Annotated in this window: 30 protein-coding genes and 1 pseudogene; 1 reads left to right on the plus strand and 30 read right to left on the minus strand. The window is 66.6% G+C overall.

Annotated elements, in window-relative coordinates; genetic code table 11:
* Positions 1 to 324 precede the first annotated feature (324 nt).
* The gene (locus C811_RS16920; protein ID WP_022926536.1) at positions 325 to 513 is read left to right on the plus strand and encodes a hypothetical protein; all 189 of its coding nucleotides are present in this window, start codon (positions 325 to 327) and stop codon (positions 511 to 513) included.
* On the opposite strand, the pseudogene C811_RS17270 reads toward C811_RS16920, so the two are convergent.
* From C811_RS17270 to C811_RS11265, 30 genes and pseudogenes are all read right to left on the minus strand, one after another.
* Positions 459 to 776, minus strand: a pseudogene (locus C811_RS17270) (DNA methyltransferase); the annotation flags it as partial. The gene C811_RS16920 and the pseudogene C811_RS17270 overlap by 55 nt on opposite strands.
* 17 nt (positions 777 to 793) lie before the next feature.
* On the minus strand, positions 794 to 2,245 hold the full coding sequence (locus tag C811_RS15875) for a glycoside hydrolase family 73 protein (protein WP_016309708.1): 1,452 nt from the start codon (positions 2,243 to 2,245) through the stop codon (positions 794 to 796).
* Positions 2,246 to 2,299: 54 nt separating this feature from the next.
* Positions 2,300 to 2,680, minus strand: a complete 381-nt coding sequence (locus C811_RS11140) for a hypothetical protein (protein WP_016309709.1) — start codon at positions 2,678 to 2,680, stop codon at positions 2,300 to 2,302.
* A gap of 15 nt (positions 2,681 to 2,695) precedes the next feature.
* Positions 2,696 to 3,109, minus strand: a complete 414-nt coding sequence (locus C811_RS11145) for a hypothetical protein (protein ID WP_016309710.1) — start codon at positions 3,107 to 3,109, stop codon at positions 2,696 to 2,698.
* A 32-nt stretch (positions 3,110 to 3,141) separates the two neighbouring features.
* A complete protein-coding gene (locus C811_RS16265; protein ID WP_016309711.1) occupies positions 3,142 to 3,303 on the minus strand; it encodes an XkdX family protein in 162 nt (53 codons plus the stop codon).
* The gene (locus tag C811_RS11150; protein ID WP_016309712.1) at positions 3,296 to 3,607 is read right to left on the minus strand and encodes a hypothetical protein; all 312 of its coding nucleotides are present in this window, start codon (positions 3,605 to 3,607) and stop codon (positions 3,296 to 3,298) included. Before C811_RS11150 ends, C811_RS16265 begins: the two co-directional genes overlap by 8 nt.
* Positions 3,595 to 4,809: an RNA-directed DNA polymerase gene (locus C811_RS11155; protein ID WP_016309713.1), complete on the minus strand. Its 1,215-nt coding sequence runs from the start codon at positions 4,807 to 4,809 to the stop codon at positions 3,595 to 3,597. The genes C811_RS11150 and C811_RS11155 overlap by 13 nt, the downstream gene beginning before the upstream one ends.
* Before the next feature lie 222 nt (positions 4,810 to 5,031).
* Entirely contained in the window at positions 5,032 to 5,181 is a 150-nt protein-coding gene (locus C811_RS16600) for a DUF6273 domain-containing protein (protein WP_022926537.1), read from the minus strand.
* A gap of 1 nt (position 5,182) precedes the next feature.
* A complete protein-coding gene (locus C811_RS11160; protein WP_016309714.1) occupies positions 5,183 to 5,674 on the minus strand; it encodes a hypothetical protein in 492 nt (163 codons plus the stop codon).
* Positions 5,675 to 5,747: 73 nt separating this feature from the next.
* Entirely contained in the window at positions 5,748 to 6,686 is a 939-nt protein-coding gene (locus C811_RS11165) for a DUF6273 domain-containing protein (RefSeq protein WP_016309715.1), read from the minus strand.
* 12 nt (positions 6,687 to 6,698) lie between these two features.
* On the minus strand, positions 6,699 to 7,379 hold the full coding sequence (locus tag C811_RS11170) for a phage tail-collar fiber domain-containing protein (RefSeq protein ID WP_016309716.1): 681 nt from the start codon (positions 7,377 to 7,379) through the stop codon (positions 6,699 to 6,701).
* Positions 7,379 to 8,197: a phage tail protein I gene (locus tag C811_RS15880; RefSeq protein ID WP_016309717.1), complete on the minus strand. Its 819-nt coding sequence runs from the start codon at positions 8,195 to 8,197 to the stop codon at positions 7,379 to 7,381. The genes C811_RS11170 and C811_RS15880 overlap by 1 nt, the downstream gene beginning before the upstream one ends.
* On the minus strand, positions 8,188 to 9,561 hold the full coding sequence (locus C811_RS11180; protein WP_016309718.1) for a baseplate J/gp47 family protein: 1,374 nt from the start codon (positions 9,559 to 9,561) through the stop codon (positions 8,188 to 8,190). Before C811_RS11180 ends, C811_RS15880 begins: the two co-directional genes overlap by 10 nt.
* A gap of 11 nt (positions 9,562 to 9,572) precedes the next feature.
* On the minus strand, positions 9,573 to 9,836 hold the full coding sequence (locus tag C811_RS11185) for a hypothetical protein (protein WP_016309719.1): 264 nt from the start codon (positions 9,834 to 9,836) through the stop codon (positions 9,573 to 9,575).
* A complete protein-coding gene (locus C811_RS11190) occupies positions 9,833 to 10,384 on the minus strand; it encodes a phage tail protein (RefSeq protein WP_016309720.1) in 552 nt (183 codons plus the stop codon). Before C811_RS11190 ends, C811_RS11185 begins: the two co-directional genes overlap by 4 nt.
* A gap of 17 nt (positions 10,385 to 10,401) precedes the next feature.
* A complete protein-coding gene (locus tag C811_RS16925) occupies positions 10,402 to 10,749 on the minus strand; it encodes a hypothetical protein (protein ID WP_016309721.1) in 348 nt (115 codons plus the stop codon).
* A complete protein-coding gene (locus C811_RS11200) occupies positions 10,749 to 11,672 on the minus strand; it encodes a phage late control D family protein (protein ID WP_016309722.1) in 924 nt (307 codons plus the stop codon). The genes C811_RS16925 and C811_RS11200 overlap by 1 nt, the downstream gene beginning before the upstream one ends.
* 3 nt (positions 11,673 to 11,675) lie before the next feature.
* Positions 11,676 to 11,909, minus strand: coding sequence for a tail protein X (locus C811_RS11205; RefSeq protein WP_016309723.1), 234 nt, complete (start codon positions 11,907 to 11,909; stop codon positions 11,676 to 11,678).
* Entirely contained in the window at positions 11,902 to 13,947 is a 2,046-nt protein-coding gene (locus C811_RS11210) for a phage tail tape measure protein (RefSeq protein ID WP_016309724.1), read from the minus strand. The genes C811_RS11205 and C811_RS11210 overlap by 8 nt, the downstream gene beginning before the upstream one ends.
* A gap of 90 nt (positions 13,948 to 14,037) precedes the next feature.
* Positions 14,038 to 14,463, minus strand: a complete 426-nt coding sequence (locus C811_RS11215; protein WP_016309725.1) for a hypothetical protein — start codon at positions 14,461 to 14,463, stop codon at positions 14,038 to 14,040.
* Between the two features lie 75 nt (positions 14,464 to 14,538).
* Positions 14,539 to 15,048: a phage major tail tube protein gene (locus C811_RS11220; RefSeq protein ID WP_016309726.1), complete on the minus strand. Its 510-nt coding sequence runs from the start codon at positions 15,046 to 15,048 to the stop codon at positions 14,539 to 14,541.
* 2 nt (positions 15,049 to 15,050) lie between these two features.
* Positions 15,051 to 16,562, minus strand: coding sequence for a phage tail sheath family protein (locus tag C811_RS11225; protein ID WP_016309727.1), 1,512 nt, complete (start codon positions 16,560 to 16,562; stop codon positions 15,051 to 15,053).
* A 55-nt stretch (positions 16,563 to 16,617) separates the two neighbouring features.
* The gene (locus C811_RS11230; RefSeq protein ID WP_016309728.1) at positions 16,618 to 17,193 is read right to left on the minus strand and encodes a hypothetical protein; all 576 of its coding nucleotides are present in this window, start codon (positions 17,191 to 17,193) and stop codon (positions 16,618 to 16,620) included.
* Positions 17,194 to 17,215: 22 nt separating this feature from the next.
* Entirely contained in the window at positions 17,216 to 17,533 is a 318-nt protein-coding gene (locus C811_RS11235; protein WP_016309729.1) for a hypothetical protein, read from the minus strand.
* Positions 17,530 to 18,108, minus strand: a complete 579-nt coding sequence (locus C811_RS11240; protein ID WP_016309730.1) for a hypothetical protein — start codon at positions 18,106 to 18,108, stop codon at positions 17,530 to 17,532. Before C811_RS11240 ends, C811_RS11235 begins: the two co-directional genes overlap by 4 nt.
* Before the next feature lie 24 nt (positions 18,109 to 18,132).
* Positions 18,133 to 19,206, minus strand: a complete 1,074-nt coding sequence (locus tag C811_RS11245) for a major capsid protein (RefSeq protein WP_016309731.1) — start codon at positions 19,204 to 19,206, stop codon at positions 18,133 to 18,135.
* A 12-nt stretch (positions 19,207 to 19,218) separates the two neighbouring features.
* The gene (locus C811_RS11250) at positions 19,219 to 19,584 is read right to left on the minus strand and encodes a hypothetical protein (RefSeq protein WP_016309732.1); all 366 of its coding nucleotides are present in this window, start codon (positions 19,582 to 19,584) and stop codon (positions 19,219 to 19,221) included.
* Positions 19,584 to 20,834: a head maturation protease, ClpP-related gene (locus tag C811_RS11255; protein ID WP_016309733.1), complete on the minus strand. Its 1,251-nt coding sequence runs from the start codon at positions 20,832 to 20,834 to the stop codon at positions 19,584 to 19,586. The genes C811_RS11250 and C811_RS11255 overlap by 1 nt, the downstream gene beginning before the upstream one ends.
* A complete protein-coding gene (locus C811_RS11260; RefSeq protein WP_016309734.1) occupies positions 20,824 to 22,404 on the minus strand; it encodes a phage portal protein in 1,581 nt (526 codons plus the stop codon). Before C811_RS11260 ends, C811_RS11255 begins: the two co-directional genes overlap by 11 nt.
* Positions 22,404 to 22,676, minus strand: coding sequence for a hypothetical protein (locus C811_RS11265; RefSeq protein WP_016309735.1), 273 nt, complete (start codon positions 22,674 to 22,676; stop codon positions 22,404 to 22,406). Before C811_RS11265 ends, C811_RS11260 begins: the two co-directional genes overlap by 1 nt.
* Positions 22,677 to 22,688 lie beyond the last annotated feature (12 nt).

Consider the following 22,688-nt stretch of genomic DNA (forward strand, 5'->3'; position numbering starts at 1 on the left):
GCGACCCCCCCCCCGTGAGGTTTTTTCACGAGGTCGAGCAGGGGCGTCGCGTCGAAGCCCAGCGGCTCGAACGCCGCCTGCCAGACCGCTTCGGTGGGGATTGCGAATTGCGAGTCCTTGAAGTAGTGCCGGAACATGGCGCCGCTCTTGCCGGTCGCCTGCCGGTACTTCTCCACCACGTCCTCCTCGGTTATCCCGAGGCGCTCGAGCTCGGCGTAGTACCAGTCCTTTATCGGCCGGTAGCATTCCGGGTTCGAGTTGATGCGGTCCAGCCCGGTGTGCTTCCATGCGCTGTCCGCGTCCTTCGGCGCATTGAAGAAGTGCATGCAGTACTCGCACACGTTGAACCACGAGCGGGGCGCCGTGTCGGAGTCGGGGTCGCGGTTCTTCCACGACTGGGCGCGGTACTGCCCCTTGTCCCACACGCAGAACGACATGAGCGCGAAGTTGGTGCGCTGCTCCATCGCCACCAGTAGGCGGGCTATCTGGGGCATGTCGTTGTGCCATATGTAGAGCACGCCGTTCGGCTTCAGGACGCGCTGAGCCTCCAGCAGCCACTCGATCATCCAGTCGATATAGCCTGCGCCGAGGTTATCCCACTCCTCGCCCCGCACCTTGATGTTGTAGGGCGGATCGGCGAGCACGAGGTCCACCGATGCGTCGGGAAGAGTGCGCATAATCTCGATGCAGTCCCCCTGCATCGTCTGAAAAGTCGGTTCCATGATCCCTCCGTAGAACGCAGAAGGGCCGCCCCGAAGGGCGGCCCCGTAGTGCATTGCGTGTCGCCTCGCCCTTAGACCATGGCGAGGTACTTCTTCGTGCCGTCGGTGGACGACATCGCCACGTAGCGGGTCTTGCCGCTGTACGAGGAGTAGTGCGCCCACCACCAGCCGTCGGCCTCCACGATGTCGGAGGCCACCGAGTAGATGAGCTCGCCTGCGTCGTAGTGCTTGCCGGTGTCGGTGTCGTTTCCGAGGCGCGGCGCGCTGCGGACGCGCAGGCCGTTGACGAGCACCTTGTAGGTGCCGGGGCGGATGGTGTTCGATGCCGGCTTCGTGGCCGTCGGCGTCGATTCGACGGGCTTGCCGCCGTAGTAGAGCTCCTGAATCTTCGCCTGCACGGCGTCGTACTTGTCGCCGAGCAGCTTGCGGCGCTCCTCGCCGGTCGCGGTGATGCGTCCGGTCCAGATAGCGCGCGCCAGCTCCTCGATGGAGCCGGACACGACCGTCTGGGTCGGCGCGCTTCCGGTCGCGGCCTTGCCCGAAACCACGATGACGGCGTGGCCGTCGCGGACGAGGATGTCGCCCACGCACAGCTGGGACTCGGCGAGGCCGGAGCCCTTGTAGTCGAACATGCCGGTCTCGAGCAGCTTCGCGTGGGCGTTGCCGGTCCACGGAAGGTTGCCGCCGGCGAACAGGATCGCGTCGGACGCGCCGGCGCATATCGCGCACTCGCCGGCGAGCGACATGCAGTCGCACTCGCAGGCCTCGTTGATGGCCGCCAGCACGAGGTTCACCTTCTGCGCCTTGGTGCGGATGGTGTTGCGCTCGTTCTGGTCGTATCCGATGTTGCGGTTCGCAACCGCGCCGGACGCGTTCTCGGCGATCTTCTTAGCCACCGTCGCGTCTTTCGGCCGGTAGCATTTCCACGGGTTCGAGCTCGACGCGTAGTACGCGCGGATGCTGAGCTCCGACCCGCTCTGGTTGCCGGCCTGCCCGCCGACGTACTTGCCGTTCTCGTCGCAGGACGCCTGCGCAAGATATACAGCCATGCTTCCCTCGCTTTCTCCCGTGTCGTAGGCCGTGAGGCCGTACTGGTCCACCAGAGCCATGCAGTTGGCGACGTACGCCGAGCTGGTCGCGTACCCGTCGTCTTTGATGGTCTGGAGGTATGTGCGCGGGTCGGTGATGCCGCGCAGGTTCTGGTAGCGCGCGAGCTGGATGAACTCGAAGTAGCCGCGCACGCCCTCGTCCATCGAGCCGTAGACCCGGAAGTTGTCCGAGATGGTGGTGAGCGTGCCGGGCTGGTACTCCTCCTGCGTTGACATATTCACGCTGGGGCCGGTCCATTTGGTCCCGCACTTCATACCGAAGTAGTTGTGATACTTGGAGGCGAGCTTGCTCTCGCCCCAGCCGCTCTCGTTGATCGCCTGCGCGATGACCGCCGACGGGCACAGGATGCCGTAGTCGGGGGCGTAGCGCTGCACGATCGGCGCGATGCTGGCTATGAAGTCCTCTTTAGCCATGTTCGCTCCTTAATAGGGCACCGGCGGGACGTGCCGCCGGTGCGCCCCGTTGCCCTAGTTGTTCTTCTTGGCGTGCTTTGCGGCGTTCTCGGCGGTGTCCTTCATGGACTGGTTCTTGGCGGCCACCAGCGGGTCGTCGCTGTCCTTGGCGATGCCCTGCAGGGCGTCGAGCCATCCGCAGGTGATTCCCACGGACTTGAATGCCGAGTAGGCGAGCTGCACGGCGCCGATGGCGGCCACGATGCAGGTGATCCACGCGATGGGGTCCGCCGGGATGCCGGACACGAACGCCGTGACGACGCCGGCCAGAACCGACACGCCGATGGCGATCCAGCGGGCCTTGTTGCCCGTCAGCGTCTTGTTCTTGATGAGCGCCACGACGTACGGCACCACCAGTGCCGTGACGAGCAGCGCGATTGCCTCGATTCCGTTCATTGTTGGCTCCTTTCGTTAGCCGTGGACGATCGCGGTGTGGATGTCGTGGACCTCCACGGCGATGCCGTCCACCTTGTTCTGCATGGTCGCCGAGCCCTGCTGGCTCAGCTCGATGCGCGATTCCATGACGGCCATCTGGGCGGTCATGGCGTTCATCGCGGCGGTCGAGCGCTCCTGCGCCTCGACCTGCCGCGCGGCGATTGCGGCGTTCTCGCGCTCGCGCTCGTCGCGCATGCGCGCCTCTTCGGCCTTGCGCTTCTCGCGCTCGGCCTCGATGTCGAGCTGCCGCGTCTTGAACTCGCGGTACATGGGGAACGCCTTGATGAGCACCACCGCGAAGATGGCCAGAACGCCGATGGCGAACACCCACATGGGGCCGTCTGTCGCGGCGGTCAGTCCTTCGATGTAGGCGGTCGCTGCCTGTTCCATAGTTCACCCCCTCTCGCTTCGCGGTGCGGGGGCTACTCGGCGTCGTCGCCGACGATCTCGGCGAGCTCCTCGGCGGTGATGTGGCCGAGCTCGGCCGCTTTCTCCACCTGCTTCTTGCTCCACGTTCCGCGCTTGTAGAAGCCGGAGATGAGCGCGAAGCGCGGGGAATGGTCGGTGGCCTTGGTCTTAGACATCCCACTCACCTCCCGTCATCATCAGGTAGGCGATGTCGGCTGCGTTCTGCTCCTCCTGCGTGGGGAGCGCCGCCTGCTCGCGCTTCTCCTCGAGGATCGCCTCGAACTCCGCCTCGGACACGAGCTCGCCGGCATCGTTGCGCGCGATGACCGTCAGGCAGGCCATCCGGCGCGCCTCCAGCTCGATGCGCTCGGCGTCGTCGATGATGCCCGCCGCGCGCTTGCCGGCGATGTCGCCGGCCTGCTCGAGCAGGATGCGCATCTCGTTGGTCTGCGCCTGCAGGCCGTTGTTCAGTTCGTCCATTCGCTTGCTCCTTTCGCTTGCGTGGCCCCTCCGGGGCCGGTTTGCATTTCGCCATCAGGGGGCGGCCATGCGGCCGCCCTCCCGGTTGCGCCGTGTGTCAGGGATGCGAAGAGCGCATCCATGCCGAGCTTGGTGCGGTGCGCGTTCAGGTCGGTCAGCGACCCGCGCCACGACTGGTAGGCTTGGTTGAGCTGCTCGGCGGTCATCTTCCCGGAGGCGACCAGCCCCGCCTGCCGCTTGATGCGGCGGCGCTCTCGTGTCACGGACTCCCTGCATGGGCGGACCACCACCCCTCCGGTCTGTCGGTCGTAGGTGAACTTCTTCTTTAGGAACACGAAGCCGCGCGTCAGCTTCGTGACGTGCGTTTTCTTCGGGTGGAACACGAGGCCCATCTGGCGCGTCATGTCATAGAGCGCGGCCGCGATGGCCCACAGGTCGGACTTGTCCGGGTGGATGATGATGAAGTCGTCCATGTACCGGACGTACGCCCCGACCCCGCAGCACTCGGCGATGAAGTGGTCGAGCGGGTTGGGGTACGAGACGGCGTATATCTGGTTCGGCTCGCTTCCCAGACCCAGCCCGACCTCGCCCTGAACCTCGACCATGTGGCGGGCGAGCGCCCTCGCGCCGGGGTCGGTCACGTGGCGCTCGAGCAGGTCGAACACCCCCGCATGGGGGATCGACCCGAAGTAGTTGCTGAAGTCGCCCTGCAGCACGTAGCCGTCGGCGCCGTGGGCGGCGTAGTGCCGCGCGAGGTACATCTTCGTGCGCTCGATCGCGAACGCCGTGCCCCGCCCCTTGATGTTCGCGGTGTTGTCGAGGATGAGGCTCGGCACTATCGCGGGCACCAGCACGTTCTGCGTGAGGGACTTCTGCACCACGCGCTCGGAGAAGTGCACCGAGGATATATGGCGCGGCTTGCCGCGCTCCGTGATGTCGAACTCGTGGAAGCCCCGGCATATCTCCTCGCCGGCCAGCAGGGCCTTGCGGGCGCCCGCGATCTTGAGGAGCCAGTGCCACTGGTAGCGCTGGGTGCTCGCTTTCCACCCGACGCCGCGAGCGGCTTCGCGCTGCGCCTTGTAGAGGCTGTTCAGGTCTGCGACCTTCTCCAGCGTGCACTCCCTCGCGCGCTCCTCGCGCTTGCGCCGGCGCTTCTCCTCTCGTCTGGCGCGGCGGATCGCGCGGCGTTCTTCTGATTTCATAGGGCACCCCGCACAACTCTCAATGGACGCTCGGACAGTTGCTTTGAGGTGGCGGCATGAAACGGCGCCGAGCGCCCGAGGGCGCCGCCATGCAAGCAGCGTTCGCCGCTCCTCGCGGGGTGCATATTTACGGCGATATGCGCCGATGGTTGCAGCTTCCTTCCTTTGAGGCACGGCTTTCGGCGGCGGTTCGCCGCCTACTCGGTCTGGCCGATAGAGGAATCAGGGCAGCGGGCGCACCCCGGTGTTCGAGGTGTTGTTGTTGTTGGCATTGCCGTTGCCGTTGACGTTGCACGCGTTCGTGGAATTCCCCGAATTAGCGCCGCGCAGCCACCAGTTGAAGCGTGGGTCAAGCTGCAACCAGCACCGCATGTCACGGCACCGGAAGGTCGGAGGCGATCTCCTCGAGCTCGGCGAGGTCGTAGCGCAGCTTCGCGATCCGCTCGTCGATGCCGGCGCTGCCGGTGAGCTTGGTGTTGCGCTTGCGCGAGGTGAGCGTGTCGAGCTCCTTGCCGAGCATCCCGGCGATCTTCTCGTAGCGGTTCAGGTTGACCGGCAGGCCGAGGTCCTTCACCACTTGGAGGTCTTGGGTCAGCTGGTAGCAGTTCGCGATCGCGAGCGTCAGGTAGTGCTTGCGCCACAGCACGCCGTGGGCGGTCGATGGGTAGAACGCCTCGGCCGTCTCGACGTTGTTCACGAGCTCGCGGGCCGTCGCGATCGTCGGGACCGACAGCAGCAGGCGGTGCTTCTTCGGCACCACTTTCTCGGACGCCATCAGGGCCGTCATCTCGATGCGGATCGACCGCGCGAGCGCCATGTGGTCGCACGGCGACGGCTTGCGGTCGCTCTCGTACACTCCGCTCACGCGGTCCTCCTCTCGTGGGACGGATAGGCCGCCGCATGACGCGGCGGCCGTTCATAGCCGGTGTGTGTCGGCGCTACACGCCGACACGGAAGCAGGGCAGCGGGCGCACCCCGGTGTGCGAGGTGGTGTTGGTGTAGGCATTGCCGGTGCCGTTGACGCCGCACGCGGACGCGGAATTCCCCGAATGAGCGCCGCGCAGCCACCAGATGAAGCGGTCCCCGTCGGGGTTCCGGCGGATGCGGGAGGCGGTGTCCGGGAAGATTGGGAAGTGGCAGTCCATGCCCACGCTGTAGCCGTTGCCCCAGACGTTGAAGCCGTAGACCTCGGTCTCGGAGAGCGCCCAGACCTTGCCCATGTCGGCCCACGACCACGTGGTCGATTCGGTGAGGGCCGCCGTGGAGCTGTAGCGCTCCTCGAGCAGCGTGCGGTGGTTCGCGATGACATTCTTCCACTTCTGCGGGAGCAGCGGGAAGAAGGTCTGGTTCAGCCACTTGTGGAGGTTGCTCGCGAGGTAGGGGTGCTTCTCGGAGGCGTTGCCGTTGTTGTTGTTCGTGGTGTTCCAGACCACGCTGTCCGGCCATACGGTGTCGGGCACCATCATGACGTGGTGGTCGGTGATCTCCTCGTCGCAGCAGTTGAGGTAGGGGTCGATCGCGCCGATGCGGTAGCGCATCACCTTGCCGTCGCTGAGCTTGATGTCGAAGTAGTCCTTGACGTAGATGCCGTCGAAGTTGCCGGCCTTGATGCGCGCGTTGAACCACGCGGCGTCGTCGGTGTAGCCCACGATCTCGAGCGCGAAAACCTCCGAGAGGTTGCGCCCGTCGTAGTCGCGCTGCTCGAGCTGCTCGAACCGGGTCTTGTTCTGCTTCTCGTACGCCTGCATGTTCGCCACCGACACCGGCGTGCGGGTCGGGTCGAACACGGGCGCCTCGGTGTCCGGGGCGGTCGGGGTCGAGGGGGTGTCGGGCGTCTCGGTCTCGGTGCCCTCGGGGGTGGTGGTCTCGTCAGCCATGGTGGCTCCTTTCTATTCGGGCTTGCCGGGGATGGTCGCTTGCAGGTTCGACGAGGTGTTCTCGCCGAGCATGCCTAGCAGGGACAGGAACGGCTCGTCGGGCAGGTACGTCGGCTGGCCTATGCCGTCGCCGGAGGTTCCGCCGCCCATGCCGATGGCCTCGAGGAACGGGCCGTTCTCCATGAAGGTGAGGACCTTCCAGACGGCATCGAGCTCCTCCGTGAGCTGCTCGGTGGTGATGAACGAGTCGGGGAGGACCTTGAGCTCGACGGACGCCTTGCTGCCGACGTACACGAACAGGTCCATGCGCTTCTCGAACACGGTGGTGCCGTCGGATGCCGGTATCCACTCGGCGTATTCGCCGGCGTTGGCGTAGGAGAACAGGATTTCCTCCCCGGTTTCCGGCATGATCGCGAACAGGCCCACCTCCCTCCACCAGTAGCCGTGCTCCAGCTCGTCGTTGATGTAGGTGCCGCCGATCGTCGCGGTGTTCTCCGGGTGCACCTTGACGCGCGTCACGGCGAAGCTCGCGCAGGTGTGCACAAGGTCCGTCATTTCCTCTGGCGACGTCGTGTCGGGAACGTAGCCGTCGCCGAAAGCGATGCGGGTGAATACGAGCTTCTTACCCGCGAGCGCCTGCGCGGCCGCCATGTTTCCCCAGCGCGTCATCGCCGAGTTGTTGAATTCCGCCATTACTCGCTCCTTTCGTTTTCGTCGTCGGCTCCCGCCGACATCATTCGGATCACCACGCGATCGTGCTCGCCTACGGCCTGCCCTGAATATGTCCGAGCCGGGATGCGCCATACGGGCAGCATCACGAGCGTCGTGTGGTCTGATATGCGGTGCGCCTGACCGCCCCGCGCGGGGACGTCGAGCTTCTGCCACGGGATCATGCACACCTCGTAGCTGTCGGCCCCGCCCATCCCGACGCCTGCGAACGCCCACGCGCCCTCGCGCGCGGCGAAGTGGACGCCGTGGGTGGACTCCCGGAAGCCGGTCCCGCTGCACAGCGGGACGTCGCCGGTGAGGAGCACGAGGATGCTCTCGAGCTTCGAGGAGTGGCGCTTCGCCTGCATGAGCCGGTCCAGCAGGCGCGCTTGGTTCGCCTGCAGCATCGGCAGGTTGCCGGTCGCTATCTTGAAGTTGTGCGGGTGGCCGCCGTAGTCGAACCACTCGAGCACCTCGCCGTCGCCGAGGTATGCCCGCGCGACGTTCTCCATGGCGGCGACGGTGCCGAGCTTCGAGTGCACGTAGTCGGAGTCCTTGATGAGGGCGCGCTTGGTCTCGATGGACGCCTCGGAGTCCCACCAGCTGATGTCGAGCGCCCACGCGAGCTCGTCGAGGACGTCCTCGGGCAGCTCGTCGATCTTGTCCCACTGGGTGAGCACCTGCGCGCGCCCGTGCGCCTGCGCGGCGGCCGCATCGACCACCGAGGCGAACGCCCCCACGGCGCGGTCGTCCTGCATCCACGTCGGCAGCATCCTCACCACTTGGCAGTTCGTTAGGTCCATGTGGACCACCGCGCCTTGGTCGTGACGTGATGGGTGACCTTGATGTTGCCGGAGAAGCACGCCGCCTCGTCGCCCTCGAGCTCGAGGTGCTGCGGTGACGTCATGTCGACCCGGATGGCGCCCTTGAGCGAGTCGTCCCAGTCGGGGCGCATGATGTAGCTCTCGAGCATGTCGGGGTTGATGTTGCGCCCGAGGACAGAGCCTTGCTCGTAGATGTAGCGCTCGATCGCGCCGCCTGCGCCCTCGACGCTCCGCACCACCGTCGCCTCGTCCTCGGGCGTCGTCCAGTACTCCAGCTCGATGTCGTAGGGCACGAGCTCGGGTCCGTCAACGTCCACGACGTCGGTGAGGGGGCGCACGTCGGAGGCCGACACGGCCGCCCGGACCTTCTCGAGGGTGTCCTCGTCGGGGTAGCCCCCGCCCTCCATGAGCACGATGATGCGCACGCGGCCGTCCATCTTGTGCTGCCATCGGGCGAGGACGGTATCGGCATCGGCGAGCTCCGGGCCGAGCCGGATCGTGAGGAGGTGGTCCTCGTAGTCGTACTCGAAGCCGTCAGCCTGCCCGTTGATCGTGAGCGTCTCGGGGATCAGCAGCTCGCCGCCGATGTAGGCGCGTCCCGCCGAGACCGGGAGCTCGCGGCTCATCCACTCGGTCTCGCTCATGGCTGCGACGTCGGATATGCCGGCGTCGGCGCTCTTCGCGTAGTAGACGTAGCCCTTCTCCGGCCCCGCCGTCGATAGGTGCGACGGCGCGAGCAGGATGCGCTCGCGGAAGCGGTCGTCGCCGGCCACCGTGTACGGCTCGCCGTCGTCGCCGCCCTCTGACGTGGTGACGTTGGTGACCTTTGACACGTACGGGATGAGGTCGACCATCGTCGTGATCGCGTCGGTGCCGTAGCCGTTCGCCGCCGCGCCCACCTCGGTGCATGACGCCGGCACGTCGACCGATGTCGCGCCCGCCTCGATGACGGCGGTCTCGTCGGTCGCGAAGTAGACGCTCCCGTCGGGCGTCGCTTTGGTCCCCTCGGGGATGGCTACGGAGAGCGCCTGCGGGGCGCCGAGCGTGAAGCGAAGCACCGTGCGCGCCGCGTCGCCGTCGAGGCGAAAGACGCGCAGGCGCGCGCCGAGCGCGTCGAGGACCTCGCCCCGCGCGTAGCGCAGCATGACCTGCTGGGCCGCGTCTTGGATCGTCCCGTGGACGCGGGAGAGCACGGCGGCCATGCCCTCGCCGAAGATTCGGCGCTCGTCGCCGGGGTAGAGCGGCTCTGCGACCGCCTGCTCTAGGGCTCCTATCGTCGCGTCGTATATCGACCCGGAGTCCGAAACGATGAGGTCCGTGGACCCCACTTCTATCTGCTCCATGCTGCCTCCCTTCACCGCACGCTCGCCTCGAGCGCGTAATCGCCGCCGGCGGCGTCGGCCGCCAGAAGCGCGATCTCCTCGCCCGATAGGCGAGGCTCGTAGGTCTCGAGCACCCATTCGGCGTCGGCCTTGAGCTCGTCGGATTGCGTGATGGGCTTGTCGATGTGCTCGCGGTCGATTCCCTTGGTGCGCTCGAGGGGAACCTCGCCACGGATGGTCCGCAGCAGGTTCAGCGCGCATACGCGCGGGTCGCTGTTGCCCTGTGCGAGCATCATTTCCACCCTTTCATCTGCTTGTTGGTCTTTGCCTTGGACGCTTTCTGGGCGCTCGTGGCGCCCACGGACAGCGCGCTCGTCGCCTTGGGCTGCGTCCGCACGCCGGGCCGCAGGGCGCTCTTGCGCTCCACCTTCTGCAGCTTCAGCCCCGATGCGTCCACCGCGTACTCCTCGAACTTCACCGAGATGCGCACCGACGTGGGGCGGCCCTTCGCGTCGAGCACCCAGTCGGACGCGTCCACCGACTTGAGCATCATCTCGTTGGCGATGAACTTCGAGCCGTTCAGGTAGAGCGGCGCGTGCACGCCCGGGCAGTCGTTTATGGCCTCGAACTCCTTGCGGGGGCTGCCGCCGGCAGCGGCCGACACCGTGTAGGAGAACGACAGGGAGGCGAGCTCGAGCGCCACGGTCTGCGTCGCTGGCTCGCCCTCTTTGTCTTGGTTGCGCTCCACGTTGATGGAGCGGCTCGTCGATAGGTCCTCGACCGACCGGATGCAGCCGGTATCGAAGCCCCACTTGAACGAGTGCCACGTTATCTGGATAGCCATCGGCCGGTCCTCCTTCCCTATGCCGTGGGCGGCGCGGTCTCGCCGTGCGCCCCTGCGTACGTGTGTCCTTTGAGCGATGCGCCCGCTGCAGTGAAGTCGCCCTGCGCGGCGGTCGTGCCGCCGATCGTCTGGGTGAACGTCCCGTCGGGGCGCGACAGGATCAGCCCGCTGCCGTCGTCGAGCTGCAGGCATATGACCTCGTCGCCCTCGGAGACCGCGCCGTCGCCGGCGCGCAGGGGCCAGTAGACCGCGAAGGGCATCGTCACGACGCCGCCGGCGGTGTGCGGGAGCACGCGCGCCGTGGCGGGGTTGCCGTTCTCGTCCAAGCTGTCGATGCTCGAGACGGTTGCGAGGTATACGCCCATCAGTAGCCTCCTAGCATCTTGGTCATCCATATCTTCGAGCGGGAGTCGAAGTAGTCATGCCGGAGCCGCGAGACGAACGCCCTGCCGTCCCACGACGCCGCTGCCGGAGCGTCTATCTCGAGAACCGATCCGGGCGCCCACTCGCGCAGGAGCGTGTCGGTGCGCAGCCTGATCGTGGCCACCTCGCGGTTCGCCTCGCGCAGCAGTCCGCGCGCGAAGCGGGTCGCCTCGGCGAGGTCGGTTATGCGGTCGTCGAGCACGCGCTTGAGCTGCCGGCCTTGGCCGGCGGAGAACGTCGCGCTCGTCGAGCCGTCGGTGACGAGGCACGATCCGTATGCGCGGGCGGTGAAGTCCTCGAACTCGTAGTCTTTGCCCGGGGCTATCTCGAGGCGCTTCACCGGGCTTTGCGACTCCGCCCACGCGCCGGAGTAGGCGATGAGCTTGCCGTCGAAAGCGATGAGGGACGCGCCCTCGTAGGTCAGGCGCTTCGAGAGGAACGCGAGGTCGCTCTCGTTGCGCTGCTCGACGTAGGCGTAGAGGCTGTTGGCGAGGCCGTAGGTCTCGTAGGACATCCCGGCCTCCTGCGCCACCTGCGCGATGAGCTGGTGCAGGCGTATGGACTCCCACGAGCGGCACTTCGCCTCGCGCATGGCGTGCGGCACCGGGTAGGCGCGTATGTCCATGGCCGACGATCTCGGCGCGACGTCGCGCACGTACATCTTCCCCGTGCGGGCCGCTCCGTCGGAAACCTCTATCACGTCGTCGTCCTTCGGCGCCCATCCGTCCCAGAGGTTGTCGGTGTCGCCGAAGGTTATGGTGAGCTCGTCGAGGGCGCCCCATGCGCTCATGTCGTGCCAGCATCGGGCGACGCTCACCTTGTCGTATATCTCCGCCCCTTGGTATTTCACTGAAAGCGTCGACATGGGTCATCGCCTCCACGGCGGGAGCGTCTCGGGCGTCTCGACCTTCTCGACGATCGGGATGCGCAGCCGCTCGCCGCCCTCGAACAGGAGCACGCCCACGTATTCGCGGTTTGCCTTGGCGATGATGTGGGCCATGCGCTCCTCGCCGTAGGCTTGGAGCGCCAGCAGGTCGAAGGAGTCGTTCTGGCGCGCCACGTAGTCCTCGTAGCCGACCACCGTGGCCGTTGCGTTAGGCATATGCGCCCTCCTCCCTCTTCGATATCGCGTCAAGGATCAGGTCGACGAACTCCGGCTCGAGCTCGCGCACGGCCGACAGGACGCTCTCGGCGTCGGCGTTGCCCCTGATGTTCACCTGCGGGGAGAACGTCAGGCCGGACAGGTCGTACGTCGTCGAGTCCACGACGGCACCGCCCGACAGCCCGTAATCGGAGCTGAAGAGCGACGTGCCGACCTCGCCGGTGAACCCTCCTGCGGCGTAGCCGTAGACGGGAACCGTCGAGCCGCCGGCGGCGCCGAGCATCGCGCCGGCCATGCGCCAGTACTTGAGGTTCTGGGCGCGGTAGGCCGGGTTGAAGCTGATGACGGCCTCCGTCGGGTAGCGCGGGTCCTCGCCGACGATGGCGAGGCCGTTGGTGAAGCCGCCCGTGGCGAAGCCGAGCAGCCCGCCGATGCCGCCGCCTATGAAGTCGCCGATGCCGCCGAGGGCGCTCGCGGCCTGCCCGGCGAGGTCGATCACTTGGCTGATCCACCCCACGAGCGTGCCGATCGCGCCGGCGATGCCCTCGATGACCCCGATGACCGGCTGGAGCACGGCCATGATGCCCGTGATGAGGCCGGCGATCGGCGGCAGGAGCATCTGGACGATCTGCAGGAGCGGGTCGAGGATCGGCATGAGCGCCGAGAGCAGGCTCCCGATGACGCTCACCACCGAGGATATGATCGGCATGAGCGCCGAGAGCAGCGTCGTCACCACCGGCAGCACCGCCGATATGATCTGCATGATGATCGGCAAGAGCTGCATGATGAGGTCCATCAGCGGCGGGAGCAGCGAGCTCACCAGCTCGGAGAGCATCGGCCCCACCTGCGCGCCGAACTCGACGATCATGGGCGTCATCTGCTCGAGGCCCTGCGAGACGACCGACACGATCTGCTCGATGACCGGGGCGGCCGACGAGGCCACGTTCTCGATCACCGGCAGGAACGCCTCGATCGCCTGCGCGGCGATCGGCATCAGCGCGTTCAGCGAGTCGAACACCGTGTTGGCCAGCGGCTTGAGCGCCACCTCGGCGGTGTGCTTGAACATCTCGAGCCGCTCGGCGAAGTCGTAGGTGTCCTCGGCGGCGCCGCTGATCGTCTCGCCGTTGGCCTGCAGCTCTGCCGTGAGGTCCTCCACCGACAGCGTGCCGTCGCGGATCGCCGACGCCAGCGTCGATCCCGCGCGGGAGCCGAACACCTCGGCCGCGATCGTCGCGGCCTCCTCGGCGGTGGCCGCGTTCTTGATCTCTTCGGTGTACTTGGCGATGCCCTCGGAGGCCGACAGGCCGTCTTGGGCCATGGTGGTGACCGACTTCTTGAGCGCGCCGAGCACCTCGTCGGTGTTGACGCCGGCTTTCTCGAGCTGGCCCATGAGGGCGCTCGCGTGGTCGAAGTCGAAGCCGAGCTCTTGGAGCTGCGCGCCGTACTTCTGCATCTTGGTCGCGAGGTCGTTGAACCCGATGCCGGTCGATTGCGACACCTTGAACAGGTAGTCCATCTTGCCCGACATCTCGTCCTCGGACAGGCCCCACTGCTGGAACGCCTGCGACGAGCTCTCGATGACGGTCGGAAGGTCCTCGCCGAGCATGTCGCAGACTTGGTTCGCTTGGATCGAGAGCTTCTGCAGCGGCTCGCCCGTGAGGCCGAGGCGCGTGTTGAAGTCGGCGATGGCGGTCGATGCGCCCTCCAGCTCGCCCGGTATCGCCTTGTACACCGCGTCGCAGTCGGCCTGCAGCGCGGCGAGGGCGTCGCCGGTGGCGCCCGTCCCTATCCGGATCGTGTCGGCCGACTCGTCGAACTTCGTGCCGAGGTCGAGCAGGTACTTGCCGCCGGCCACGGCGGCGGCGGCCGCAGCCGTGCCCACCGCCGCGAAAGCGCCTGCGGTGATGGCGGCGGTTTTCTTGAGCTTGCTGCCCATGCCGCTCGTGAGCTTGTCGGCCTTGCCGATCGACTGCTGGAGCGACGGCTCCAGCTTGCCGGCGATGGCGATCACCTGCTCGAGGGTCTTGCCGCCTGCCATGTGTTCACCTCCTGCGCTTGGGTCTTTTCGTCTTGCGCCGGGCCTTTGCTATCTCGGCCTCGTGCGCCTTGCGGCGCTCCTTCGATTCCTCTACGGCCTCGCCGTAGTCGGTGAGGAAGTCGAGGAGGCGCATGCGGTTGATGTCGTGGATGGAAGTTGAGAACTCTCGGGAGTAGTCGCGGGCTGCTCGTCGGATTTGCCGTCCTCTTGCTCGTCCGACCTCATAGTGAAAAAACGGCCCACCTCGATGAGCTGCATGATGTCGAGGCCCTTGATGCGCTCGAGGTCGGTTACGTCAATGCTGGGATTGGCGGCAATGATCGAGTACGCGCCGAGGTAGAAGTGGAACGTGTAGTCGAACTCGGCGATAGCCACGAGGTTCGCCGCTTTCTTCTTCGCGGCGGCCTCGGCGGCGGCGAATTGCGTGATGGTGATCTGGCTCGGGTCGTAGGTGAGCTCCGAGACCTCGTTGCCGTCGATCTCGATTGGTGCGTGCAGTTCGAGCTTTCCTTGCATGGTTTCCCTCCTGAAAAAAGAGGAGGGCGCGGGATCGTCCCGCGCCCTCGTCGGTCGGTTCTTTTCCTTTGCGCGCTACAGCAGCGAGTCGATGCCCGACGTGTAGTTCTTTCCGTTCGCGCGCAGGATGGCGTTGAGCTTGTCGGCGAGCACGATCTCCTTGCCGCCGACGAAGAGCTGGTAGCGCAGCACCGAGAACGTCATCTCGTTCTCGGACACGCTGCCCGGCTCCACGGACAGCCCCGGCAGCCCCTTGGAGATTGCGCGCATGAACGCCTTGCATCCCTCGGGGGCCGTGGTGCCGTCGCTCTTCATGACGTCTTGGACCCAGCGGACCTCGATGTCCTGGGCCTTCATGTTCGCGAGCTTCCCGAGCTCGCGGTCGATGCCCTGCTTTGTGAGCGCCAGCTCCATGGCCTCGAGCTGCGTCGGGTTCGGCATCTCGATGGTGCCCATGCCCTTGAGCTCGCCGGTGGTCGGGGTGACGGCCGGCAGGGTGACGGTGACGTCGCGGGCGACGAGCTCGCCGCCGGCGTAGATGGTGCACGCGGCGATGGGGCCGCGCAGGTCTAGGTACTTCGGCATGTCTACTCACCGTCCTCGAAGTAGGCGCTGAAACCCTCGTCGGTGTAGGCGACGTAGACGCTCGCGGACTTGAGCGGCGGCGTCGGGGTGACGGAGATGTCCCAGCGGAAGTCGCCCTCCATGATGGAGGAGTCGGGGTTGTTCGCTTGGTCGAACACGACCGTGGGCTTGCCGAGCAGGGCGCCCTGCGTCACGTAGCCGTCGAGCTTTGCCTGCTCGCGGTTGATGATGCGGTCCTGCAGCGCGCGGGTCATCGGCTCGTCGATCGTCGTCGCCCATTCCAGCTGGAAGTAGTTGGTGATGTGGAAGAGCATGCGGATGGCCGTGGCGAAGATGGAGCGGGCGTCCATCGTCGTGGACCCGAAGCGGTAGGCTGCGGTGTGCGGACCCCACAGCACCCACTCGCCGGCCCATCCGATCGCGGTGGTGATGCCGCGCTCGTTGAGGCCGTTCGCCCTCACTTGGTCGAAGCCGCGATTGGGAACGCCGTCGCCGAAGTGCTGGCGGCATACCGGTATCGCCTTGTTCGAGCAGGACTCGAACGGCACGCCGTCGTTGTCGTTGTCGGCGCGCAGGGACTCGACCACGTAGAGGGTGGACAGGTGGAACACGCGGCCGGTGTAGTCGCTCACCTGCGGCCAGCACACCGCCGAGCGCTCCGAGTCGTAGGCGTTGTCGTCCTTCCATGCGATCGCCTTGTCGATGGTGTCCACGGCGCTCTTGCCGTCCTGCAGCGGGAGGTCGGCTACCACGAACGCGTCCCAGTGGCCGTTGATCTTCTGCGCCACCTTGACGAGGCGCGAGTACACCTCCGGGTCGTCGGTCCAACCCGGCGCGGCGAGCAGGTTCGGGACGACGAACTGCTCCTGATACAGCAGCTGCAGCGCGTCGATGCCGAAGTACTGGCCGTCGTCGGAGGTGTATCCGATGATGTCCTCGGAGGTGATGGCCTCCGGGGTCACCTCGAAGAAGCTGACCGCGATGTTGCCGTCGGCCATCGCGCCGCCCTCTTTGGCGGTGATGACCACCTTGCCGGCGTTGTGGTTGTAGGCGAGGGTGTAGTCGGCGCCCTCGGCGTAGGGCTGGGCGCCCTCGTCTGCGCCCTCGGCCGCGATCGTGATCGTGTCGAGGATCGCGCGGTCCGTGGCGAACGACGCCGTGCCGTTCACGAGGCCGATGACCTCCACGGTCTCTTTCTTCGCTCGGTGCTTGTCGGGATCGAGCACGTTGACGAAGTAGATGGGGCCGACCGCCTCGGCGGTGGTGTTGTAGTGCGCCGCGATGGCCTCGCAGAGCGTGAACGCCTCCCAGTCGGAGGAGTCGCCCATGCGGGCGCGGGCGTCGCTTAGCGACGTCAGGCGCACCGGCGCGTTCACGATGTCGGCCTCCGCGTAGCCGCGCACGAGGTTGACGGGCGCGGTCCCGAAGTAGACCGGCACGGTGGAGACGGTGACCATCGACTCCACCACGGAGTCGGAGAGGTTGCCGTACACGCCATGCTTGTATTCTGCCATTTGCTGCACCTCCTAGATGCAAGGCGCCGCCCGGGTCCGGGCGGCGCGTAGTCGTTTACAGGTATTCCTCGGCGTAGTATTTCGACGGCGGGGCCTGCGCCATCGCGCACGAGAACTCGAGCTCGGCGAAGTAGAACGGGTAGAAGTCGATGATGGCGCCGTCCTCTTGGTAGGGCTTGTAGTCGAAGCCCTCCTCGGCCTTGACCCGGAGGACCTCGCCTATCTGCTCCGCGTTGCGGAGGCGCTGCAGCAGCAGGTCCATGAAGTTCCACACGTCGTTCCATCCGTCGGCGTTGGCCTCGAACGGAGCGGCGTCGGCGCCCGCGTCCTCGGCGTGGAGGCCGGGGTTCCATACGCTCAGCAGGAGCCGGAACCTCAAGTCGCGGGCGCTCTCGCGCGGCATGTCGCGGCCGTTGACGAGGTGGACGAGAATGCCCGGGCATATCTCCCGGTTGACCTGCTGCGCGAGCTTCGCCGGCGGCGCGTACATCTTGTGCACTGACGGGTTCGCCAGCTGGTAGTCGTAGGCTGCGGTCTGCCTCTCGTTCGACGGCACCTTGAGCTTGATGTGCGGGCACACCTCGCTCTCGAGCCACTTCGCGAGGGCGTGTATTCCCTCTGTCACGGTCACGGCTGCGACCTCCTTTCGCTTGCTAGTAGGCGGATCGCGCGCTCGAGAGCGACACTTGGGCGACGCCCATGTCCTCCTGCCACGAGGTGATCGTGTAGAGCGACCCGTCCACGTCCATGACGTCGCCGGCCTCGCGCCGCTGGCCGATCTCCTCGGCGGCGGCGAACAGGCGCACGTCGCCGGACTCCACCCCGAGCTCCGGGGCGCGGGTCGACCGCACGTCGGTGTCGAGCACGCAGGTGAGGAGCACGTCGTCTACGGTGTGCTCCTCGCCGAAGTCATCAGGGGACAGGAACACGCGGGAGCGGTCGGCCTCCACGAGCTCCTTGAACGCCGTCATTCGACGACGCCCTCGGCGTCGATGACCGGAGGCTGCTCGCCGTCCTCGCCCTCGGACCCGGCGCCATCGGGGTCGCCAGCGGGGTCCGAACCGTCGCTTCCGGCGTCATTCCCGCCGTTTTCGGCTCCGTTTTCGCCGTTTTCGGCGGTTTCAGGGTCGATTTCGCCGGATTGGCCGTTCTCGTCGCCTGTGGCGGCCGTTTGCCCGTTTTCCGGGTTCGTGGTCGGGTCGTCGTCCGTTCGGCCGTCAGACGCGCCCTCATCGGACGTTTTCAGGAGCTCGATGAGCTTCTTGCCCGCGATGTCGTCGTATTGGCCGTTGTAGAGGCCGCGATCTTTCGCGAGGTCGAAGAGCTCCTGCTTCCGCATGCGGTCGTAGCTGACCGGAGCCGCCTGCTGCGTCTGGGAAGCGTTCGCGGCGGCTGCGGTCGGATCGACGTACTCGGCGACGCCTTGGGCCACGAGCATGGCCTCGGTCGCCTTGTCCGTCTCGAACGGGCCGTCGGCGGCCGTCGTGGGGACGACCTTCGCCCCCACGCGGCGGCCGAAGGTGCCCACGTTGGTGATCTGGATCATGGTTTCCCTCCTGTCCTCTCCGGCCTACTCGCTCGTCAGGCTCTTCGCCGAGATGAACGGGTCGCGGTTGTAGGGCAGGCACAGCGGGCGGGCGGTAAGGCGCAGCTCGCGGGTGTCGGCGTTGGCGTCCGCGATGTACTTCGGCACGCGGCTCTTCGCGTAGGTGTGCATCTCGCCGTCGGACTGCTCGACCTGCGTCACGGCGCCGTAGACGGTGTGCCCGGCGTTCGGCGCGGTCATGGAGCCGCAGCCGGCGGGGATGTACTGCTTGGTGGAGCCGTCGCTGTCCGTGTAGACCTGATCGTAGCTGATGATGCTGATGATGCGGCCGCGCACGTTGAGCTGGCACACCACAGCGGCGCCCGTGGCCTCGAGCTTCGGGGCGGCGGTGCCGATCTCGATGCGGCGGTTGTCGAGCATGCGCTGCACGCCGTTGTTGTTCAGCACCGAGTCGGCGACGTCGGGCGCGCACACGAAGTCGGATGCGGCGAGGCCGCGACGGGTCAGCATCGAGGCCATGGCGTTCAGGTCGCCGAGGATGTCGGCGTCGGGGTCGTCCCACTTCTTCGCCACGGCGTAGGAGGCGGGGTTGACGTCGCCCTCGTAGAAGCGCACCTCGTACTCCTCGAACTTGCTCGCGTCGTCGCCGATCGCTTTCATGGTGCAGCCGTTGTTCAGGAGGGTGGACGCAGCCATGACCTCCTCGCGGCGGGTGATGGAGTTGTCGAGCTCGATGAGGTCCTGCATCACCATGATCTGGGCGCGCTGCGCGGGCGACTTGTCGCCGTAGAGCGCCTCGCCGAAGCCGCGAACCTTCACCTCGTCGAGGGTCAGGGGGCGCTTGGGGGCGACGGTGGGCGGCTCGTACTCGAACATGCGGGCGGCCGTGCGCGAGAGCGCGATGCCGCCTTGGCGCTGCAGGATGATGGGCGCCACGCGCATGTCGCCGTCCTTGTACTCGCAGAGCACCTTCTCGCTGTTGAAGATGTCGGCGGTGCCGTTGGAGGGGAAGTAGCGGTCGCGCAGGAACGAGTCCGCCGGGTTGATCCCCTCGACCGCCTGAATGAGGCGGGCAGTTTCGTAGATGTTGTAAGGCATTTGCATCTCCTCCTAGTCGATGACGTCCTCGGACAGGATGCCGGCCTGTCGCATGTAGTCGAAGTCGGTCGCGGTGAGCGTGTAGCCCTCGGCCGCGACGAGGCGGCCGCGCGCGAAGTTGCCGGTCTTGTAGCCGGTGGCGATGCCGCCGGCGGCAGGCGCGTCCTCGGAGAGCACCAGCACGATGCTCTCGGCGGTGAGCGCCTCCGATGCGGGCTTGTACTTGCCGTCCTCGCCCTTGACGATGACGGTGCCCGCCGGGATGTCCGCCTCGCCTGCGGCGATCTCCGCCGTGGCGACGATCGCGGAGGGAGTGGTGGATGCGAGCAGGCCGTTGTAGTCCTGCTCGCCGATGATGTTGTCGAGTCGCTTGGTCATTAGCGTGCCTTTCTCCCTGCGAGGCTGTTGGCTACCTCGGCCGCTGCCTTGATGGCCGCCTCGGCTTCCTTGTCCTCGTCGTCCTTGCCCTCTCCGCCGCCGTTGGGGTCGGAGTCAACGTCGTCGGCCTTAGACTCGTCGTCGTCCTCCTCGATGGCGGCGAGGAACTTGGACGCGCTGTCCTTTCCTGCCTTGATGGATGCGACGGCGAGCTCGCCGGCCGTGATCGGCTCCTCGAACTTCGCCTTGGCAACCATGTCGGGCGCGACGCTTCCGGCGATCTCGTCGATGGCCTTGATGCGCTCGCGCTCGTTCTCCGCAGCCTGCGCCTCGATCTGGGCGACAAGCTCGGGATGCGACGCTCGCAGCTCTGCTACGGTTTCCATATGCGTCTCTCCTTTCGTTTTTGCCGCCATGGGCGGCGCTGCCTTATCTATCGCTGCAGCGGCCGGTGTCTCTCCGGCCGCGTGTAGCCCTGCCTGTGCCGCGTGGACTGCGGCTGTGGGGACGTTGCGGAACATCGACGCGTCGTGGCGGATGCCGCGCACGGTGAGCGTGCGGGCGCTTGCGTCGTACACAACGTCGTCGACCTCCCCTTGGTCGGTGTCGTCGTCATCGTCTGGCTCCGCGAGGGTGTCGGCGAATCCCGCGTCCACGATCTCCTGTCCGACGAACCACGTCTCGGCGGCCACGAGCTCGCCGATCTCGTCCTCGCTGCGGCCGGTCTTGGCCGTGTAGATGTTGGTCATGGACTTGACGATGGCCTCCGCTTGGTTCTGCGTGAGCGCGAGCTCGTCGGGCGTGTACCATCCGTACATGCCGACGTAGCCCTTGTGGATCATGAACATGCTGCCGGGATGGACCACCACCTCGTCGCCTGCGCAGGCGATGATGCTCGCTGCGGACGCGGCGAGGCCCTCGATGTGGATCGTCTTGGTGCCCGGCAGCTCCTTCAGCGCGTTGTGGATCGCGACGCCCGTGAAAACGTCGCCGCCGCCTGAGTTCAGGCGCACGCTGATGTGCGACGCGTTGCGGATCGCCTGCAGCTCGTCGATGAAGCGCTGGGCGGATATGGTCAGCTCGCCGGTCGGCTCGCCGGTCCACCAGTTCACCGGCTCGTTCTCCGTGACGTCGCCGTACATGACGATCTCCGCCTCGCCGTTGCCGAGGTCGGTCGCGGCGAGCTGCGGCTTGATGGCGGCGGCTCTCGCCTTGCGGCCTCGGATGGCCGCCATGATTCTATTGGGCATCTTCTGTCCTTCCTTCCGTTTCGGTCGCGCCGATGCTCTCGAGCTCGGCGATGCGCTGCGCCTCGTGGTGCAGCCTGTCCATGTTCTCGTCCCAGTTGCTCCCGTTGATGCGGATCGCGGCGGCCTCGCGCGTCGTGATGCCCGCGTCGATCGCGGACACCTCGGCCGCTATCTCCTTGGTCGGGTCCAGCTGGCCTTGGCTCGGCCCCACCCACTCGCATCCGAGGTAGGCCCTGCGGATGATCGGGTCGGCAAAGAAGCCCGGGGCGTCGATGCGCCCTTGGGCGATCGCCTCGGAGAGCCATATCTCCCAGACGGGCTGGCAGAAGTCGGCGACGAACCAGCCCCGCCGCATCCGGAACGCTTTCCATGCCTCCATGAGCGCCGCGCGCGACGCCGAGTAGCTGGAGTTGAACGTCTTGAGGAGCAGTTCGCCGGGTATCTCCAGCGCCGCTCCCACCTGCCGGCACATCGCCTGCATGAACGCCTCGAAGCCCGAGCTCGGGCGCTTCGGGTCGGCGAAGGTGATGTCCTCGCCGGGTTCGAGGAAGTTGACCTGCCCCGGCCCCATCTCGTACTCGTCGGGGTCGCGGCTTATCTCCTCGTCGTCGCCGTCCGCGCCGATGACGCCCGTCCCGGTCTCGTTGAACGGGTTCTCGTAGGCCCCCTCCACCTTGACGAACGCGGTGAAGAACGACTCCACCACGGCGGCGGTGAGCTCGCTGGACGTGTAGCGCCGGAGCTGCAGCAGAGGCTCGATGACCTGCGCGAGGTAGCTGACGCCACGGTACTGGTCCGGCCGCTCGCTCTCCATGACGTGAAGCACGTTCGGAAGCCCCGTCTTGCGGCCCATGGCGAGCACGCGCGTGAACTGCACGGCGCCGGCCGTGAAGTCGCCGGGATAGCCCTTGCGGATGTGGTAGGCGACTATCTCGCCGTCGCCGTTGATCTCCACTCCGTCGTATATCTTGTTGTCGTTTTCGCTGTTGACGCCGGTGGTGTAGGCGTCGGGCAGGCCCGTCGCGTACGCGGTCGGGGTCGCCACGCGGTCGGCCTCCACGAGGTGAAGTCGCAGCCGGTACGGACGCAGCGCCTGCGGCTTCCTGTGCTTGATGACCGCGAACACGTCACCGGACATGAGCCACGACTGCATGGCGAGCTGCTGCATCTCGTAGAAGGTGTTGACGCCGGTGGCGTCGCAGGCGATCTTGTCCTCGGCCCACAGCGCGAACTCGCGCTGCACGCGCTTCGACCAGTCCTGCGCCTGCTCTTGGCTCATGCCCAGCACGTCGCGGTCGGGGCGGGGCTTGGGGAACAGCCCCTCGCCGACCGCGTTGGTGCGCACGGTGCGGATGGCGCTCGTGGCGATCGGCGCGCCCATGTAGAGCATGCGCGCCCGCTGGCGCATCGTCTCGTTGTTGTCGTCGATGTCGCGCGCGGGCGACCCGCTCTGCTCCTTGAAGTCTCGCATGGAGCGCTTGGTCAGGCTCGCGCCGGCGTCGGCGTAGCCCTGCGCCTTGAAGCGCGCGGTCTTTCCGCGCTGCCTGTTCTTCGGTTTCGCCATCGCCATCACACATCCCTGATGACGACGGCCACAGCCTTGCGGCGATGTCCGGCGAGGGCGGCGTCTATCTCGTCGATGCGCTTCTCGACCTGCTCTATCGCCGCGAGGACCTCGCCCACCGACTTGTATCGGCTGAGGTTGCGGCTTCCGATGGTGTAGCTCTGCACGTCGGAGGAGGTCATCATGTCGAGCAGGTCGTTCAGCTTCTCGAGCTGCTCCACGCACCTCTCGCGCCTCTTGACGAGCCGCTCCCTCCGCGCGGTGGTCATTCGCGCCATGCGCATCGCCTC

The organism is Adlercreutzia caecimuris B7, assembly GCF_000403355.2.
GTDB lineage: Bacteria > Actinomycetota > Coriobacteriia > Coriobacteriales > Eggerthellaceae > Adlercreutzia > Adlercreutzia caecimuris.

Excerpts from the sequence above, each read along its gene's own strand:
- C811_RS11265 (WP_016309735.1), bottom strand. The coding sequence starts at position 22,676 with ATGGCGCGAATGACCACCGCGCGGAGGGAGCGGCTCGTCAAGAGGCGC.
- C811_RS11140 (WP_016309709.1), bottom strand. The coding sequence starts at position 2,680 with ATGAACGGAATCGAGGCAATCGCGCTGCTCGTCACGGCACTGGTGGTG.
- C811_RS11205 (WP_016309723.1), bottom strand. The coding sequence starts at position 11,909 with ATGCCTAACGCAACGGCCACGGTGGTCGGCTACGAGGACTACGTGGCG.
- C811_RS16265 (WP_016309711.1), bottom strand. The coding sequence starts at position 3,303 with ATGTCTAAGACCAAGGCCACCGACCATTCCCCGCGCTTCGCGCTCATC.
- C811_RS16920 (WP_022926536.1), top strand. The coding sequence starts at position 325 with ATGCAGTACTCGCACACGTTGAACCACGAGCGGGGCGCCGTGTCGGAG.
- C811_RS11170 (WP_016309716.1), bottom strand. The coding sequence starts at position 7,379 with ATGGCGGAATTCAACAACTCGGCGATGACGCGCTGGGGAAACATGGCG.
- C811_RS11240 (WP_016309730.1), bottom strand. The coding sequence starts at position 18,108 with ATGATCCAGATCACCAACGTGGGCACCTTCGGCCGCCGCGTGGGGGCG.
- C811_RS11250 (WP_016309732.1), bottom strand. The coding sequence starts at position 19,584 with ATGACCAAGCGACTCGACAACATCATCGGCGAGCAGGACTACAACGGC.
- C811_RS11210 (WP_016309724.1), bottom strand. The coding sequence starts at position 13,947 with ATGGCAGGCGGCAAGACCCTCGAGCAGGTGATCGCCATCGCCGGCAAG.
- C811_RS11255 (WP_016309733.1), bottom strand. The coding sequence starts at position 20,834 with ATGCCCAATAGAATCATGGCGGCCATCCGAGGCCGCAAGGCGAGAGCC.
- C811_RS11260 (WP_016309734.1), bottom strand. The coding sequence starts at position 22,404 with ATGGCGATGGCGAAACCGAAGAACAGGCAGCGCGGAAAGACCGCGCGC.
- C811_RS11190 (WP_016309720.1), bottom strand. The coding sequence starts at position 10,384 with ATGGCTATCCAGATAACGTGGCACTCGTTCAAGTGGGGCTTCGATACC.
- C811_RS11235 (WP_016309729.1), bottom strand. The coding sequence starts at position 17,533 with ATGACGGCGTTCAAGGAGCTCGTGGAGGCCGACCGCTCCCGCGTGTTC.
- C811_RS11180 (WP_016309718.1), bottom strand. The coding sequence starts at position 9,561 with ATGGAGCAGATAGAAGTGGGGTCCACGGACCTCATCGTTTCGGACTCC.
- C811_RS16925 (WP_016309721.1), bottom strand. The coding sequence starts at position 10,749 with ATGGGCGTATACCTCGCAACCGTCTCGAGCATCGACAGCTTGGACGAG.
- C811_RS11165 (WP_016309715.1), bottom strand. The coding sequence starts at position 6,686 with ATGGCTGACGAGACCACCACCCCCGAGGGCACCGAGACCGAGACGCCC.
- C811_RS11245 (WP_016309731.1), bottom strand. The coding sequence starts at position 19,206 with ATGCCTTACAACATCTACGAAACTGCCCGCCTCATTCAGGCGGTCGAG.
- C811_RS11220 (WP_016309726.1), bottom strand. The coding sequence starts at position 15,048 with ATGCCGAAGTACCTAGACCTGCGCGGCCCCATCGCCGCGTGCACCATC.
- C811_RS11145 (WP_016309710.1), bottom strand. The coding sequence starts at position 3,109 with ATGGAACAGGCAGCGACCGCCTACATCGAAGGACTGACCGCCGCGACA.
- C811_RS11215 (WP_016309725.1), bottom strand. The coding sequence starts at position 14,463 with ATGCAAGGAAAGCTCGAACTGCACGCACCAATCGAGATCGACGGCAAC.
- C811_RS11200 (WP_016309722.1), bottom strand. The coding sequence starts at position 11,672 with ATGTCGACGCTTTCAGTGAAATACCAAGGGGCGGAGATATACGACAAG.
- C811_RS11150 (WP_016309712.1), bottom strand. The coding sequence starts at position 3,607 with ATGGACGAACTGAACAACGGCCTGCAGGCGCAGACCAACGAGATGCGC.
- C811_RS16600 (WP_022926537.1), bottom strand. The coding sequence starts at position 5,181 with ATGCGGTGCTGGTTGCAGCTTGACCCACGCTTCAACTGGTGGCTGCGC.
- C811_RS11225 (WP_016309727.1), bottom strand. The coding sequence starts at position 16,562 with ATGGCAGAATACAAGCATGGCGTGTACGGCAACCTCTCCGACTCCGTG.
- C811_RS11185 (WP_016309719.1), bottom strand. The coding sequence starts at position 9,836 with ATGATGCTCGCACAGGGCAACAGCGACCCGCGCGTATGCGCGCTGAAC.
- C811_RS11155 (WP_016309713.1), bottom strand. The coding sequence starts at position 4,809 with ATGAAATCAGAAGAACGCCGCGCGATCCGCCGCGCCAGACGAGAGGAG.
- C811_RS15875 (WP_016309708.1), bottom strand. The coding sequence starts at position 2,245 with ATGGCTAAAGAGGACTTCATAGCCAGCATCGCGCCGATCGTGCAGCGC.
- C811_RS15880 (WP_016309717.1), bottom strand. The coding sequence starts at position 8,197 with ATGGACCTAACGAACTGCCAAGTGGTGAGGATGCTGCCGACGTGGATG.